General features: G+C 67.2%; 18 protein-coding genes and 1 pseudogene. 10 read left to right on the top strand and 9 right to left on the bottom strand.

All coding sequences use genetic code 11. The annotated features are described in order from the left end of the window. Position 1 precedes the first annotated feature (1 nt). The 3 genes and pseudogenes from J3E61_RS28845 (at position 2) to J3E61_RS28835 (ending at position 1,354) form a co-directional block, all read left to right on the top strand. Positions 2 to 454: a helix-turn-helix domain-containing protein gene (locus J3E61_RS28845; protein ID WP_192723158.1), complete on the top strand. Its 453-nt coding sequence runs from the start codon at positions 2 to 4 to the stop codon at positions 452 to 454. A 10-nt stretch (positions 455 to 464) separates the two neighbouring features. Continuing rightward, positions 465 to 902, top strand: coding sequence for a VOC family protein (locus J3E61_RS28840; protein ID WP_210086194.1), 438 nt, complete (start codon positions 465 to 467; stop codon positions 900 to 902). After that, positions 903 to 1,354: pseudogene (locus J3E61_RS28835) on the top strand (isoprenylcysteine carboxylmethyltransferase family protein). Here J3E61_RS28835 and J3E61_RS28830 read toward each other — a convergent pair. Together J3E61_RS28830 and J3E61_RS28825 are read right to left on the bottom strand one after the other, a co-directional pair. Continuing rightward, the gene (locus tag J3E61_RS28830; protein WP_210086193.1) at positions 1,333 to 2,748 is read right to left on the bottom strand and encodes an HNH endonuclease; all 1,416 of its coding nucleotides are present in this window, start codon (positions 2,746 to 2,748) and stop codon (positions 1,333 to 1,335) included. The pseudogene J3E61_RS28835 and the gene J3E61_RS28830 overlap by 22 nt on opposite strands. Positions 2,749 to 2,769: 21 nt before the next feature. Next, positions 2,770 to 4,962 carry a DUF2075 domain-containing protein gene (locus J3E61_RS28825; protein WP_210086192.1) on the bottom strand — a complete coding sequence of 731 codons (2,193 nt, stop codon included), beginning with the start codon at positions 4,960 to 4,962 and terminating at the stop codon, positions 2,770 to 2,772. Positions 4,963 to 5,133: 171 nt separating this feature from the next. Between J3E61_RS28825 and J3E61_RS28820 the strand changes: the two genes are divergently transcribed. The 3 genes from J3E61_RS28820 to J3E61_RS28810 are packed head-to-tail and all read left to right on the top strand — an operon-like array spanning position 5,134 to position 6,580. Beyond that, the gene (locus J3E61_RS28820; RefSeq protein ID WP_210086191.1) at positions 5,134 to 5,646 is read left to right on the top strand and encodes a methylated-DNA--[protein]-cysteine S-methyltransferase; all 513 of its coding nucleotides are present in this window, start codon (positions 5,134 to 5,136) and stop codon (positions 5,644 to 5,646) included. Further along, on the top strand, positions 5,646 to 6,362 hold the full coding sequence (locus J3E61_RS28815; RefSeq protein WP_210086190.1) for a 2OG-Fe(II) oxygenase: 717 nt from the start codon (positions 5,646 to 5,648) through the stop codon (positions 6,360 to 6,362). The genes J3E61_RS28820 and J3E61_RS28815 overlap by 1 nt, the downstream gene beginning before the upstream one ends. Beyond that, complete coding sequence (locus J3E61_RS28810; RefSeq protein WP_210086189.1) at positions 6,359 to 6,580, top strand: metal-binding protein; 222 nt, start codon at positions 6,359 to 6,361, stop codon at positions 6,578 to 6,580. The genes J3E61_RS28815 and J3E61_RS28810 overlap by 4 nt, the downstream gene beginning before the upstream one ends. On the opposite strand, the gene J3E61_RS28805 is transcribed toward J3E61_RS28810, so the two are convergent. Both J3E61_RS28805 and J3E61_RS28800 read right to left on the bottom strand, forming a co-directional pair. Next, positions 6,558 to 7,181: a methyltransferase domain-containing protein gene (locus J3E61_RS28805; RefSeq protein ID WP_192723166.1), complete on the bottom strand. Its 624-nt coding sequence runs from the start codon at positions 7,179 to 7,181 to the stop codon at positions 6,558 to 6,560. The genes J3E61_RS28810 and J3E61_RS28805 overlap by 23 nt on opposite strands. Beyond that, complete coding sequence (locus J3E61_RS28800; RefSeq protein WP_210086188.1) at positions 7,168 to 8,127, bottom strand: NAD(P)/FAD-dependent oxidoreductase; 960 nt, start codon at positions 8,125 to 8,127, stop codon at positions 7,168 to 7,170. The genes J3E61_RS28805 and J3E61_RS28800 overlap by 14 nt, the downstream gene beginning before the upstream one ends. Before the next feature lie 47 nt (positions 8,128 to 8,174). On the opposite strand from J3E61_RS28800, the gene J3E61_RS28795 reads away from it, so the two are divergent. Then, positions 8,175 to 8,756, top strand: a complete 582-nt coding sequence (locus tag J3E61_RS28795; RefSeq protein WP_210086187.1) for a helix-turn-helix domain-containing protein — start codon at positions 8,175 to 8,177, stop codon at positions 8,754 to 8,756. Here J3E61_RS28795 and J3E61_RS28790 read toward each other — a convergent pair. The 4 genes from J3E61_RS28790 to J3E61_RS28775 are packed head-to-tail and all read right to left on the bottom strand — an operon-like array spanning position 8,745 to position 11,840. Further along, positions 8,745 to 9,845 carry a bifunctional RNase H/acid phosphatase gene (locus J3E61_RS28790; protein ID WP_210086186.1) on the bottom strand — a complete coding sequence of 367 codons (1,101 nt, stop codon included), beginning with the start codon at positions 9,843 to 9,845 and terminating at the stop codon, positions 8,745 to 8,747. The two genes, J3E61_RS28795 and J3E61_RS28790, sit on opposite strands and share 12 nt — an antisense overlap. Next, positions 9,842 to 10,579, bottom strand: coding sequence for a zinc ribbon domain-containing protein (locus J3E61_RS28785; RefSeq protein WP_210086185.1), 738 nt, complete (start codon positions 10,577 to 10,579; stop codon positions 9,842 to 9,844). Before J3E61_RS28785 ends, J3E61_RS28790 begins: the two co-directional genes overlap by 4 nt. After that, the gene (locus tag J3E61_RS28780) at positions 10,576 to 11,703 is read right to left on the bottom strand and encodes a Nif3-like dinuclear metal center hexameric protein (protein ID WP_210086184.1); all 1,128 of its coding nucleotides are present in this window, start codon (positions 11,701 to 11,703) and stop codon (positions 10,576 to 10,578) included. Before J3E61_RS28780 ends, J3E61_RS28785 begins: the two co-directional genes overlap by 4 nt. After that, the gene (locus tag J3E61_RS28775) at positions 11,700 to 11,840 is read right to left on the bottom strand and encodes a hypothetical protein (protein WP_210086779.1); all 141 of its coding nucleotides are present in this window, start codon (positions 11,838 to 11,840) and stop codon (positions 11,700 to 11,702) included. The genes J3E61_RS28780 and J3E61_RS28775 overlap by 4 nt, the downstream gene beginning before the upstream one ends. 33 nt (positions 11,841 to 11,873) lie before the next feature. On the opposite strand from J3E61_RS28775, the gene J3E61_RS28770 reads away from it, so the two are divergent. Genes J3E61_RS28770 through J3E61_RS28760 form a run of 3 tightly spaced genes read left to right on the top strand, consistent with a single transcriptional unit; the run spans position 11,874 to position 13,856 of the window. Next, entirely contained in the window at positions 11,874 to 12,551 is a 678-nt protein-coding gene (locus J3E61_RS28770) for an HAD-IA family hydrolase (protein WP_210086183.1), read from the top strand. Continuing rightward, positions 12,544 to 13,038, top strand: a complete 495-nt coding sequence (locus J3E61_RS28765) for a low molecular weight phosphotyrosine protein phosphatase (protein ID WP_210086182.1) — start codon at positions 12,544 to 12,546, stop codon at positions 13,036 to 13,038. Before J3E61_RS28770 ends, J3E61_RS28765 begins: the two co-directional genes overlap by 8 nt. Next, complete coding sequence (locus J3E61_RS28760) at positions 13,038 to 13,856, top strand: SURF1 family protein (protein ID WP_210086181.1); 819 nt, start codon at positions 13,038 to 13,040, stop codon at positions 13,854 to 13,856. The genes J3E61_RS28765 and J3E61_RS28760 overlap by 1 nt, the downstream gene beginning before the upstream one ends. Here the strand turns inward: J3E61_RS28760 and J3E61_RS28755 are convergent. Next, complete coding sequence (locus tag J3E61_RS28755; RefSeq protein ID WP_210086180.1) at positions 13,810 to 14,772, bottom strand: cobalamin biosynthesis protein; 963 nt, start codon at positions 14,770 to 14,772, stop codon at positions 13,810 to 13,812. The two genes, J3E61_RS28760 and J3E61_RS28755, sit on opposite strands and share 47 nt — an antisense overlap. Between the last annotated feature and the right edge of the window lie 19 nt (positions 14,773 to 14,791).

Genomic DNA, 14,791 nt, shown 5'->3' with positions numbered 1-14,791 from the left:
CATGACGCAGGTTCCGCCTGCCCGATATCTCCAGCGGGCCAAGGATCTGGTCGACGCGCGTTACGCCGAGCCGATCACCGTCGACGACCTGGCCGCGGCTGCCGGGCTGTCGCGGGCCCATTTCAGCAGGATGTTCACCCGCACCTTCGGCGAATCACCGCGGTCGTATCTGCAGTCGCGACGTCTCGAGCGGGCCGCTGCGCTGTTGCGGTACACCGACCGCTCGGTGGCAGACATCTGCGTGATGGTCGGCCTGCTGAGCGTCGGGTCGTTCACCACCAGCTTCGCGCGGGTCTACGGAAAGCCGCCTGCCGCTTACCGGGCCAGCATGCCGCCCGCCGCGATCCACGCGCGGGTGCCCAGTTGCATCCTGCGCCGTGACACGCGGCGGCCCGCCGACAGCCGGGTGAAGACAGCACACGGGGAGAAGACGGACGGCAACGGCCGACCGTAGCGTCGTGCACATGATCAAAGTTGCCAGCGCCCACTTGTGGGTACACGACCAGGAAGTCGCACTGAAGTACTGGACCGAAAAGGTGGGTATGGAAGTGCGCCAGGATGTTTCGTTCCCCGAGGAGATGGGCGAGTTCCGGTGGTTGACCGTCGGCCCGCGTGGTCAGGACGACGTGTCGATAGTGCTGATGGCTGTCCCCGGCGAGCCGGTGATGGATGAGGCAACGCGCAAGGAGGTGCTCAACCTCACCGCGAAGGGTTTCGCCGGAACCGTTTTCCTGACCACCGACGACTGCCAGGCCAGCTACGAGGAGATGAAGGCGCGCGGCGTCGAGTTCACCGAGGAGCCACACCAGATGCCGTACGGCATCGACTGTGGATTCCGCGATCCGTCCGGCAACAGCGTCCGACTGACTCAATTGACGGAGATCCCCGCCAATACTGGGTAGGTGCGAACCTCGACCGCAGCGGTTGGGTCGGCCGCCTTCTTTGTGGCGGCCCCTGGAACCATCGTTGGGCTGGGCCCGTGGTTGATCACCCACTGGGAGATCCCGGGGTCCAGCCCACCGTTGCGTGTGGTCCTCGGAGTCGTGTTGATCGGGGCCGGCCTCATCCCGCCGATCCACGCGTTCGTCCAATTCGCCAGGGCCGGTGGGACGCCGATGCCCGCCGCACCGACGGAGTGCCTTGCCGTGACGGGGTTCAACCGCTTCGTACGCAACCCGATGTACGTGGGCCTGCTCACCGCGGTCCTCGGACAGCGTCATTCGTCCACTGGTACGAGGAGCCGACGCTACTCCGTACCTACGGAGAGCAATATGCGGAGTACCGCCGCAATGTGCCTGCGTGGACGCCACGCCTGACGCCGTGGCATCCGCCTCAGAAGGGTGGGGGTTCGTAGTTGGTGGCGAGCCAGGCTTGGCGTTGTTGTTCTTCTTCGGCGATGAGTTGGGTGCGTTGGCGGCGTTCGGCGTTGATGCGGTCGCGTCGGTCTTGGGCGCGGGTTTGCTTGCGGCGCGGCATCATCAACGTGCGGTAGTGGGTGGGCTGCTCGCCGGTTGACACCGGCAGCTCGCCGGTGGATTGGCCCAGGGTGGGGAACAGTGCCGCACCGTGGGCCTGGCTGATGTAGGTGTGTCCGGTCGGGGCGGTGAGAATGATTGTGCCGTCAGCCAATTGCTGCTCACCCCAGCCGCTGTGGAAGGTCTTGATCAAATGATGAATACCGCAGTAGTGCTTGAGATCGGAGGCATGGGTGAACCCGGCAGGATAGGGCACGGTGTGGTCAAGCTCGCATTTGGCCACCGGTCGGTCACAGCCCGGCCAGCGACACGTCAAGTCGCGCCACTGGGTGAATTCGCGGGTGATCACCGAAGGCCGATACCCCGGATCCGGCGGGCCCACCGGAATCCGCACCGGGTCGAGCTCTGCTTTGGCGGCCAACTCACGCACCGATTCGGCGGGCAAGATCCCAAACCCGGGCAGATAACCCGGCGCATCACTGCGGCCCTCGACAGTGGCCTGTTCGGCCAACACATGAATCACCGCAGCATCGACGGCCACACCCTCGCCCGGCGCCGGGCAATCATCTAATCCACATCGGCAGGCCAGGGCGGCTTCCCGGCGCGCCAGCGCCCAGCCGGCATCAGCGCGGCGCTGGGCGTGGGTGCGCGGATCGTTGGCACACACGCTGGCAGCCAACGCATCCAACGCCTGATCCAACGCCGCACCCGCGTCGGCGGTGACCCGCCCGCGAACATCGGCCATGCCCGCAACGCCCGGCTCGATCGTCAGGTGGCGGTTGTCTTTGACCTCCGGCGCCACCCGCACCCCAGCCGGATCGAACCGGGCCACCCACTGATCCACCCGGTCCTTGAGTTTCGGCCCGGAAAGCTTCATCCACTTCACACAGCGCGCGGCGATCGCCTCATCCAACTCCGGCATGATTGTGTCATCGACGTTCTCGGTGCGATTGACGACGGTGGCCACCAACCGAAAATCGATCACCCCGGACACGAACACCCGCGCCAGCCGCGGCAGCCGATGCCACAAGTTGCAGGCGAACTGCACCTGACCCACCGCCCGGGCATGGCTGATGTTCTGCACCGCCGACACCTCGGCGGCCACCGCATCACAATCATCGGCACACCACCACTGGCGGTCAGCCAACGCACCCCGGCGCCGGACATACAACTCGGCCACCGCGGCCAGGCGTTGGGCGATCGACGTCGACTCCTCACGAGTCGCCTCGCCCATCACCTCGATGAGCTCACCATCCCCAACACCTTCGAACACATGTTCGACTATGCCACACCCCTACGACAAGTCGGCAAGACCCGCCAGGGCCCGCGGCAGCGGCCCCTGGTGCAGGACGCCGAGGCGTTGGGTGGCCCGGGTGAGCGCGACGTAAAGCTCAGCGGCGCCACGTGGTCCGTCGGCCAGTATCCGTTCGGGCTCCACCACCAGGACGGCGTCGAACTCCAGCCCCTTGGTCTCCGCGGGCGCCACTGCACCCGGCACATCGGGCGGTCCGATCACCACACTGGTGCCTTCCCGACCGGCTTCCTCGTTGACGAATTCCTCGATGGCAGCGGGCAATTCGGCCTCGGTGAGCCGCCTGGCCCATGGCGCCACGCCCGACGCGCGGACCGACTCCGGTGGTTGCACGCCCGGCGCGAACTCGGCTAGCAACGCCGCCGCCACGGTCATGATCTCCGCCGGGGTGCGGTAGTTCACCGACAACGGCCGGTACACCCAGCGGCCCGGCACGTACGGCTCCAGGACCGTGTCCCACGACCTCGCTCCGGCCTCCGAACGGCGCTGCGCGAGGTCGCCGACGATCGTGAACGAGCGGCTCGGGCAGCGTCGCATCAGCACGCGCCAGTCCATCTCGGACAGTTCCTGGGCCTCATCGACGACGACGTGCCGGAAGGTCCAGTCGCGATCGGCGCTCGCGCGCTCGGCAAGATCCCTGGTGTCGCGCTCGACGAACCGCTCGGCCAGGTCTTCGCCGTAGAGCATGTCTGTTGCCAGCAAGTGATCCTCGTCGTCCATCAGATCCTCGCGGCTGACCATCATGTCCAGCACACCCGCGGCGTACTCCACTTCGGCTTTGCGCTCCCGCTCCGCGGCGTCGTCGGCCCGCTTGTCGCGACCCAGCAGCTCCACCAGCTCGTCGAGCAGCGGCACATCCGAAACGGTCCAGGCCTCGCCGTCAGCGCGCCACAGCGCTTCGTCGGCGCCCGCGGCCCGCAACCGGTCACGCGACGTGTAGAGCTCTGCGAGCACTGTTTCGGGTGTCAGGATCGGCCAGAGTTGGTCAAGCGCTGCGATGAACTCGTCATTGTTGGCGAGCTCGGCGATCATGTCCGCGCGCATGTTCTCCCAGGCTTCACCGTCGTTACGGGTCAGCCAGCCTCGGCCCACCAGAGCGATCGCCCTCTCGGTGAGCACGTACGTGACGATCTCGCTGAACACGGCCCGTGCCTCGTTGTGGGGCAGCCCACTGGCGCGCGCCTCTTCGATGGCCCATTCGGCGATCTCGGCGTTGATCCGCATCGTGACGTCTTTCAGGCCGATCTCGATCGGCTCATGCGGCAGTCGCTGGTGTTCGGCGACCGCGGCCGCCAGCACCGCGAGGATGTCGCGAGAACCCTTGAGCCGCATGACATCCGGATTGTCCTCGGCGGTGACGTTCAGGCCGGGCATCAGGTCGCCCATCGTCATGAACACGACGTTCGTCTCGCCAAGCGAAGGCAGCACGCGGCCGATGTAGTTCAGAAAAGCCGGATTGGGCCCGACCACCAGTACGCCGTGGCGTTCGATCCTCTCTCGCTGGGTGTAGAGCAGATACGCGACGCGATGCAGCGCGACGACCGTCTTTCCGGTGCCTGGACCGCCCTCGATGACCAACACCCCGGGATGATCGAGACGGATGATCTCGTCCTGCTCGGCCTGGATCGTCGCCACGATGTCGCGCATCCCGTCACCGCGTGGCGCATCGACTGCAGCCAGCAGGGCCGAGTCCCCTCGTCCGCCGCGCTCTGCGCCGTCAGGGCGACCGAGCACCTCGTCGGTGAAATCGACCACCCGACGCCCAAGGGTCTGGAACTGGCGACGCCTGCGCATGTTCTCCGGGCTGGCGGCGGTCGCGACGTAGAACGGACGGGCCGCGGGCGCCCGCCAGTCGAGCAGCAGCGGGTGGTAGTCGTTCTGGTCGTCGAACAGGCCGATCCGGCCGATATAGGACCGTTCGCCCGACACGCTGTCCAGCCGGCCGAAACACAGCCCCGGGTCAGCCACGTTGAGCCGAGACATCTCCCTGGCCTGCGCGCGTACCTCGACATCCCGATCGACCAGCGTCCCGCCATTCTGGGCATCAATCGGGGCGCGCAACGCCGCGCGGTATTTATCTTTCGCACGCTCGCGCTCGACGTCGAGTCGCGCGTACAGCGCTGCCACATACTCGCGCTCGGCTTCCAGTTCTACTTCGTAGTCCTGAGTTGACACAGTCCCCCTGTTAGATCGACTTCTGGCGTAGCTCAGCGATTTTGCGGCATGACCCGGGTCTTGCCGCAAGCCCTCTTCTGCGTTATAAGTTAGAAGTGGCAAGGAGCATTTCTCCTTGCCTTTCTTGTTTCACCGATCTCACGTTTCGCCAACGCGCCGCGTCTACCGGGTATGAACACTCGACACGCCGTAATTCAAAGCCCGCTCGGAGAGCTCACCGTTGTCGCCGAGGGCGACGCGCTGACGGCCTTGTACTTCCGGCATCATTGGTCTCGGCCTTCCGAGGATACGCTTGGTCGGCGCGTTGACGCGGACTCCGACCCGCTGCTCGCGAAGGCTCGGACACAGTTGACCGACTATCTGACGGGCCGCACGCGGGGCTTCAATCTGCCAACGAGGCTGCATGGTGACCCGGCACAGCAGCGCGTGTGGCAGCTGCTGAGCACCATTCCCTACGGCGAGACCGTGACGTACGGCGAACTGGCCGCGGCTCTTGGCGACGGCACGACGGCCCAAGGGGTTGGGCAGACAGTGGGACGCAATCCGCTGTGCGTCGTCGTCCCGTGCCATCGCGTCATCGGGCGCAACGGCCAGCTGACGGGTTACGCGGGCGGGCTCGAGCGCAAGCAGTTTCTGCTGGAATTGGAGGAGCCGAGCGAGGTCAAGGAGGCGAGGTTGTTCTGATGACGGTGACGAAATGGCAGAAGCGCGTCGACTCCGGTGACTGGGACGCAATCACCAACGAAGTCAACGACTTCGGCGGTGCACTGCTACCCCGGCTGCTGACCAAAGCGGAGGCGGACAAGATCCGAGGGCTCTATCCCGACGATCACCTGTACCGCGCGACGATCGACATGCGGCGCTACCGGTTCGGGGAGGGTGAGTACCGGTACTTCGGCCACCCCTACCCCGAGCCCATCGAAGCGCTCAAACAAGCGCTGTATCCCCGACTGCTGCCGATCGCCAGAGATTGGTGGACCAAATTGGGTCGCACCGCGCCGTGGCCGGAAACGCTCGACGAATGGTTGGACATCTGCCACGATGCCGGCCAGAAGAAGTCGACAGCGATCTTGCTCAAGTACGGCAAGGGCGACTGGAACGCACTGCACCGAGACCTCTACGGCGACTTGGTTTTTCCGCTTCAGGTGGTGATCAACCTCAGCGAACCGGGTGTCGACCACACCGGCGGTGAGTTCCTGCTCGTCGAGCAGCGCCCGCGCGCACAGTCCCGCGGCACCGCGACACTGTTGCCGTTCGGGCACGGCTTCGTATTCACCACGCGCGAGCGGCCGGTCGAGTCAGCCAGGGGCTGGTCGGCATCGCCTGTGCGACACGGTGTTTCAGCTGTCCGCTCGGGTGAGCGGGTCACCCTCGGGCTCGTCTTCCACGACGCGAAGTGAAGATCCGCGGCACTCTCGGCGGCCACCGCAGGACCCGGATCTACGGTCGACTGGACTGTCCGTCGGCACTGCGGGCGATCGCACGCGGCGGCTATGTCAAAGATCGCGTGTTCTTCGCCGACGAGTCCGCAGCGATCGCTGCGGGGTACCGGCCGTGTGCGCGGTGCATGCCCGACGAGTATCGACGCTGGCGGGCTAACGGCGCCGCAGCACGATGACGTTGTCGATCCACGGCCAGGTGTCCCCGTCGGGGCCCTTGGCCTGACGCTCGACGGTGTCGACCCGTACGCGTTCCCAATCGTCACCGAGTTCCAGTCCGGCGATAACCTCCTCGGCACTGGGGAATTCGTGGTGGCGATGGTCGAGTTTCGACGGCCACGGCGGCGGCCCCGCGTGGTCGACGATGAGAAGCACTCCCCGGGGGCGCACCGCGGCCGCTGCGCGCTTGAGTAGCCGCGGCCGATCGAACGGAATCATCGAATGCAGAAACTGCGCGGAGATCAGATCGAAGGTGCCGTCCGGGAAACCGTCGGACAGGTCGTGTTGGACGAAGTCGATCCGGTCGGCCAATCCCTTGGCCTCGGCGGCAGCGGTCGCGCGCTGCAGCGCGGTTTCTGAGATGTCCACTGCGACAACGGTCCAACCGTGTTCGGCGAGCCAACACGCATCGGCGCCCTCACCGCAGCCAAGGTCAAGCGCATGGCCGGCGGGAAGCGGTGTGACCACTTCCTCGAGGCGGACGTTGACGCGGCCGCTCCAGATCCGGTCGCTCTCGGCGTAGCGCTGCTCCCACTGTTCCTTGGCATCAGGCGTCGACATGTTCACTCCAATCCGGGACCGGCAGTCCGCATTCGTCGGCCAATAAGCTCTGCACCACTGACATTCCAGCCAGCGAGCCCGCCGCGATCGCCGAGGCGACCGACGGTGGCAGTTGGGTGCTCAGGTCGCCTGCCGCGAAGACGCCCGTTGCCGTGGTGCGGCACAGGCCATCCACCTTCACCGGCGCCTCGCCGAACGGCGTCACCTCGCCGGGCTCGGCGCCGAGTTGTTCGGCAAGCGACGAACGCTGATGCAGCGTGGTGGCGGCCAGCAGGCCCCGACATTGCAGCCGGTCACCGTCGGAGAACTGCACGGCCTCCAGTTGCGCGTCACGCGCGATCAGTTCGGCCACCGATCGCTCGTCGATCTTCACGCCGGCCCCGGCCAGCCGGTCTCGGTCGTCATCGCTCAGATCGGCAGGACCGTCGGTCAACAGGACCAGGTCGTCGGTCCAGCCCCGCAGCAGCAACGCCGAGTGAATCGCCTTTTCGCCGCGGGCCAGCACCGCCAGAGATTGATCGCGCTGTTCCCAGCCGTCGCAGAACGGGCAATGGAAGACCGAGGTGCCCCAGCACTCCTGCAGGCCCTTCACCTCTGGTGGCCGGTATTCCATGCCGGTGGCCAGCACTACTCGACGCGTCCGTTCACGCGAGCCGTCAGCGAGCTCCAATTCGAAGACCTCGCCGCCGCGCCGGCCCGATACGACCTCACCGTTTCGCACCTCGACGCTGGCGTAAGCGGCAAGCTCCTTGCGGCCCTGCTGGTACAAGTCGGCAGGCGATCGGCCGTCATGTCCCAGTAGCCCGCCGACTCCGTGAGCCGCCAAGTTGCTCTGCTGCCCGGCGTCGACCAGCAGCGTGCGCCGCCTCGCGCGACCCAGCACCAGTCCCGCGCTCAAGCCGGCCGCACCGCCGCCGACGACGACGCATTCCCACATCGCATCCATGACCCGAGCTTGCCCAAATTCGCGCCGATCAATCAAACTGTTTTGCCATGGAGGCAAAAACCTCGGACAATGAAGACTTCGACCTGCGGGTCAGGCAGCGGCTGAGACAGCTGCGCACGCAGCGTGGGCTGACGCTCGAGGACGTCGCAACCCGGTCCAGCATCGACGTGTCGACGCTGAGCAGGCTGGAGGCCGGAAAGCGTCGGCTTGCACTCGATCATCTCCCCCGCCTGGCCGCCGCGCTGTCGGTCAGCACCGACGAGCTGCTGCGCGCCCCGGAGGCCGAGGACCCCCGAATCAGGGGTGCATCGCACACCCACAACGACATCACGTACTGGCCGCTGACGCGCCATGGCCCGGCAGGCGGGCTGCACGCCTACAAGATCAAGATCAACGCCCGTCGACGCACTCCGCCCGCCGAACTGCCTGTGCACGAAGGCCAGGACTGGATGTATGTGTTGTCCGGCCGGCTGCGGCTGCTCCTCGCCGAGAAGGACTTTGTCATCAAATCCGGTGAGGCCGTAGAGTTTTCGACGTGGACGCCGCACTGGTTCGGGGTCGTCGACGAGCCCGTCGAGGCGATCACCCTATTCGGCGTGCACGGCGAACGGCTCCACCTACACAGCTGATGACAAGTAGGCGGTCTGGTTCACCAGCCGTACCGAGGCCACGCCGTCGGGATAGAACTCCGCGATGGACAGCGAAGCAAGGTCCAGATGCAGCCGGTAGAGGATGCCGGGGCCGGCGTCCAACGCCATCCGCAGCAAGGTCTTGATCGGTGTCACGTGCGACACCACCAACACATTCTCGCCGTTGTGCTCGTTGATGATTCGCGCCTGCGCACGGCGAACGCGTTCGGCGACGCTGTCGAAGCTCTCCCCGTCGGGAGGGGCGATGCTGGTGTCGCGCAGCCAGCGCCGGTGCTGCTCGGGGTCACGCTCGGCGGCCTCGCCGAACGTCAGCCCCTCCCAACCGCCGAAATCGGTTTCGATCAGATCATGGTCGACCGTGACCTCGAGGCCCAGCGCTTTCGCCGCCGCAGCCGCGGTGTCGTAAGCGCGTTGCAGCGGTGACGTCACGACGGCATCGATGCCGCCCCGCTGCGCGAGGAACTGTGCGGCCGCCTCCGCTTGCCGCCTGCCGACGTCGGTCAGCGCCGGGTTACCACGACCGGAATACCGACGCTGCGTGGACAATTCGGTCTGCCCGTGACGCAGCAACAGGAATCGGGTCGGCGCGCCACGGGCACCGATCCAACCGGCGGGCGAGGTGGGCGTCTGCGATTGGGCGGGCGCTTCCGCGGCAGCTTCGATTTCAGCGGCGGCGTCCATCGCCTCGTTGGCAAGCCGATCGGCGTGGCTGTTCTCGGCACGCGGAATCCACGTGTAGGTGATGCGCTCGAACCGGGCGGCCAACGCGGTGGCCTGCTGATGCAGCGCGGCGATGTCGGGGTGCTTGACCTTCCACCGGCCCGACATCTGTTCCACCACAAGCTTGGAATCCATCGACACGTCGACCTCGGTGGCCCCGACCTTGGCGGCCTCCTCGAGCCCCGCGATCAGTCCGCGGTATTCGGCGACGTTGTTGGTGGCCTGCCCGATGGCCTGCTTGCTTTCGGCCAGAATCGCCGCGCGGTTGGCGGTCCACACCACCGACCCGTAGCCCGCAGGACCGGGGTTGCCCCGTGACCCGCCGTCGGCCTCGACGATCACCTTCACGCGCCGGTTCCCTTGACCCGCAGCAGGATTGCCCCACACTCCGGGCAGCGCAGCACCTCGTCGTCGGCGGCAGCCGAGATGCGGGCCAACTCGCCCTTGTCGATCTCGATCCGGCACGCGCCGCAACGTCGCCCCTGCAGTAGCCCCGCACCGGGCCCGCCGTGGGCGCGCTGGCGTTCGTACAGCCCGACCAGTTCAGGATCCAGGGACGCCGCGAGTTCGTCTCTGCGAGAAACGAATTGGTGGCGTTGCTGATCGATCTCGGCACGCTGCTGGTCGCATGCGCTCTGGGCATCGGTCAGTTTCGTCTGCAGCTCGTCGATCTCGGCCAGCGCAGTCGCCTGCTGCCCCTGCAGCTCCTCGCGGCGCTCCATCACTTCCAGCAGGGAGTCTTCCAGGCTGGACTGGCGCCGCTCGAGCGTCTCGAGTTCGTGCTGCAGGTCGGTGAGCTGCTTGGCGTCGATGGTGCCCGCCGCAAGCAGGCCGCGGTCCCGGTCCTCGCGCTGCCTGACGGCGTCGATCTCGGACTCGAACTTGGCCACCTGTCCGTCAAGGTCCTCGAGCGCTATCTGCACGACGGCCAACCGGTCGTTGGCCTCCCGGTGCGCCGTCTGAGCGTCTTCGAGCTGCTGCTGTGCAGGCAGGTTCTTGCCGCGATGCGCGAGGCGGCTGAGCTCGGCGTCGACCTGGGCCAGTTCGAGCAGCGAACGTTGTTGAACTACTTCAGCTTTCATGTCCTGTTTCTCTCGACATTCCACGGATCGGTGCGTATCGCCGACACGCGCACCGGCAGCGCGTCGCCGAAATGGCTGCGCAGCAGGTCGGCCGCCTGCCTACACCACGGAAATTCACTGGCCCAGTGCGCGACGTCGACAAGCGCGACATCCGATGCCCGCGTGTGCTCGTCGGCAGGATGATGACGTAGATCCGCGGTGACATACGCCTGCACGCCCGCATCGGCGACGGTGTTCAGCAGCGAGTCACCCGCTCCCCCGCACACCGCGACCCTCGACACCGTCGCCTCCGAATCACCTGCGGCCCGCACCCCCCACGACGTCGGAGGCAGCGCGTCATGGACACGGGATACGAACGCGGACAACGGCTCTGGCCTGTGCAACGTGCCGACTCGACCCAGTCCCACATCGCCGGGAACGGTGGCCAGCCCGAAGATGTCGACCGCAGGCTCCTCGTACGGATGGGCGGTCCGCAACGCGGCCAGCACATGCGCGCGCAATCGCGCAGGCGCAACCATCTCGACCCGATCCTCGGGAACCCGCTCGACGCTGCCGACCGTGCCGATCGTCGGCGACGCGCCTTCGGTCGGCAGGAACTGCCCGGTGCCCGGCGTGCTCCAGCTGCAGTGCGAATAGTCGCCGATGTGGCCTGCGCCGGCGGCGAACATCGCCTCCCGCACGGCGTCGGCGGCATCGGCGGGCACGAACACCACCCATTTGTCCACGCCGGCACCGACGGAGATCGGCTCCAACACCTCCTCGACGGTCAACCCGAGCACATCGGCGAGCGCGTCGGACACCCCTGGCGCGGCCGCGTCGGCGTTGGTGTGCGCCGTGAACAACGCCCGCCCGGTGCGGATCATCTGGTGCAGCAGGGCGCCCTTGGCGGTGCTTGCGGCGACGGTGTCGACGCCGCGCAGCAGCAGCGGATGGTGTGCGAGCAGCATTCCGCGGTCGGGCACCTCGGCCACGACGGCAGCGGTGGCGTCGACGGCCACGGTCACCGTCTCGACCGGTTCGTCCGGATCGCCGCACACCAGGCCGACCGAATCCCAGTCCGCAGCCAGCCGGGGCGGGTAGGCCGCGTCGAGCAACCCGATGATCTCCGACAGCGGCACGCTCATCGCACGAACTCGGCAATCGCGTCGACCAGCCACGATGGCGGCTCGGCGCCGCGGACGTCGACGGCGAAGTCCAGCATGCCGGGCTCCGCGGCCTGGTCGCCGTCGTAGCGCGCGGCGGCACGGGGTTGACTGGCCACAGCACGACACTAGACGTCGGCGACAATGGACTCGTGACAGAAACCCTGCGCAGTACCGTCGCAGCGCGCCCGCAGTTGGTGCTCTTCGACCTCGACGGCACCCTGACCGACTCCGCGCAGGGCATCGTGTCCAGCTTCCGGCACGCACTCGGACAGGTCGGGGCGGTCGTGCCCGACGGCGATTTGGCAGGCCGCATCGTCGGCCCGCCGATGCATCACACCCTGACCGAAATGGGCCTCGGCGAACACACCGACGCCGCGATCGCCGCTTATCGGGCCGACTACACCACCCGCGGCTGGGCGATGAACAGGCTCTTCGACGGCATCGCCGAACTGTTGGCCGACCTGCAGGCCGCCGGTGTCCGGCTGGCCGTGGCGACGTCGAAGGCGGAGCCGACCGCGCGGCGCATCCTCGCCCACTTCGGCCTCGACGGGCACTTCGAGGTGATCGCGGGTGCCAGTGTCGACGGCACGCGGGCAACCAAATCCGACGTCGTCGCGCATGCGTTGGCCCAGCTACATCCGCTGCCGGATCGGGTGCTGATGGTCGGTGACCGCTCGCACGACGTCGAGGGCGCCGCCGACCACGGCATCGACACCGTCGTGGTCGGCTGGGGTTACGGCCGTGCCGACTTTGATGATCCCGACGCGGTCAGGGCGCTTGCCCATGTCTCGACCGTGGCCGACCTTCGCGAGGTGTTGGGTGTCTGAGCCGCTGCACATCACCTTCATCTGCTCAGGCAACATCTGCCGGTCGCCGATGGCCGAGAAGATGTTCGCCCATCAGATCAAGGAGCGTGGCCTGTCCGACGCGGTACGAGTCACCAGCGCGGGCACCGGCGGCTGGCATGCGGGCGATCCCGCCGATCAGCGCGCTGCCCATGTACTGCGTGAGCACGGCTACCCCACCGCGCACCGCGCCGCGCAGATCGATAGCGACCACTTGGCGGCGGATCTTGTTGTGGCTCTTGGTCGCAACCATGAACGGATGCTGCGGGAAATGGGTGTTCCGCCCAATAGGATTCGGATGCTGCGGTCGTTCGACCCGCGGTCGGGGGCGCACGCACTCGACGTCGAAGACCCGTACTACGGCACGCACGATGATTTCGAGGACGTGTTCACCGTGATCGAGGCGTCGTTGCCGGGGCTGCACGACTGGGTGGACGAGCAGTTGGCAGGCAGGGGCATCGCGAGCTGATGCGACGGTTAGCGTTTCTGCTGCGGCCGGCGTGGTTGGCGCTGTTCGTCGTGGTGCTCGCGTTCGCGTATCTGTGCTTCACCGTGCTGGCACCATGGCAGTTGGGCAAGAACACCAAGACATCGCGTGAGAACACCCAGATCTCGAACTCGGTGTCAGCCGACCCCGTGCCGCTGAAAACCTATCTGCCACAGCAGGATTCGTCCGCTCCGGACGCGCAGTGGCGGCGGGTGACCGCGACCGGTCACTATCTGCCCGAGCAGCAGGTGCTGGCCCGGCTTCGCGTCATCGACGGCGACCCCGCGTTCGAGGTGCTGACACCGTTCGCCGTCGACGGTGGCCCGGTGGTTTTGGTCGACCGGGGATACGTGCGACCCGAGCAGGGCTCGAAGGTGCCTGCGTTCGCACCGCCACCCAGCGGGACGGTCACGATCACCGCGCGATTGCGCGACTCCGAGCCGGTGGTGACCGGCAAGGAGCCCTTCCGGGAGGACGGCGCGCAGCAGGTGTATTCGATCAACACCGCACAGATCTCGGGGCTCACCCGGACGCCGTTGGCCGGGTCCTATGTCCAACTCGTCGAGAATCAGCCCGGCGGTCTCGGCGTCATCGCATTGCCTCGGCTCGATGCCGGCCCGTTCCTGTCCTACGGCATCCAGTGGATTGCGTTCGGCATCATCGCCCCGATCTTGTTGGGCTACTTCATCTACGCCGAGATCCGCGAGCGCCGACGCGAGAAGGCCGCCGCACCGACGCAGCCCGACGCGCCGCTCACGGTCGAGCAGAAGCTCGCCGACCGATACGGCAGGCGGCGCTGAGACCGACCGCGACGGCAGCGGCCTGCACGAGTTTCGACAACCGCACCGCCCGCACCAGATCAGCGACTTCTGGGGCGCGTCCGTCGCCGAGCGTCGGCCTGATCTCCAGTTCGTGGGCATACTGCGTCGGCCCGCCGAGTCGCACGCCGAGCGCTCCGGCGAAGGCGGCCTCGACCACGCCCGCGTTGGGACTGGGGTGACGGGCCGCGTCGCGGCGCCAGGCACGGAGTGCTCCGGTGGGTGAACCACCGACCAGCGGCGCACACAAGGCCACGAGTACGCCCGTGACCCGGGCCGCAACGAAATTGGCGGCATCGTCGAATCGTGCTGCGGCCCAGCCGAATCGGAGGTATCGGGCCGAGCGATTGCCAATCATCGCGTCCAGAGTGTTGGCGCCGCGGTAGACGAGCACCGCAGGCACCCCGCCGACTGCGGCCCACAACAGCGGCGCCACCTGCGCGTCGGAGGTGTTCTCGGCGATGGATTCGAGCGCCGCTCGGGTGAGGCCCGCGGAGTCGAGCGCGGCCGGGTCGCGACCGCACAGCGACGGCAACAACTGCCGTGCGCCCGCGACATCATCGGCGGTCAGCAGGTCGGCCATCCGGTGGCCGGCGCGACACAACGACGTGCCGCCCAGTGCGACGAACGTCGCGGCCGCCGTGGCCGCCGACGTCAATACCGGACCCCTGGCAGTGCGTTCGAAGGCGACACCAAGCACACCGAGAGCCCCAAGCAGTGTCGCGACGTGTACCGCCCCGGCGCGGCGGGAATCGGCGTAGGTCAGCCGTTCCAAAGCCGCTGCGCCGCCACCGAACAGCGCGACTGGGTGGCCCCGGCGCGGATCGCCGAACAACAGGTCGGCGAGATAGCCGACCGAGATTCCCGCGACGCGACCCCGATTCGCTGGCACAAACACCCCGGGAGCGTCTCACAAG

Origin of the sequence: Mycobacterium sp. OAE908 (assembly GCF_017872775.1) — a bacterium.
GTDB lineage: Bacteria > Actinomycetota > Actinomycetes > Mycobacteriales > Mycobacteriaceae > Mycobacterium.
Note: the sequence above shows the minus strand (reverse complement) of the source record. Positions and strands in the feature narration are given on the sequence as shown.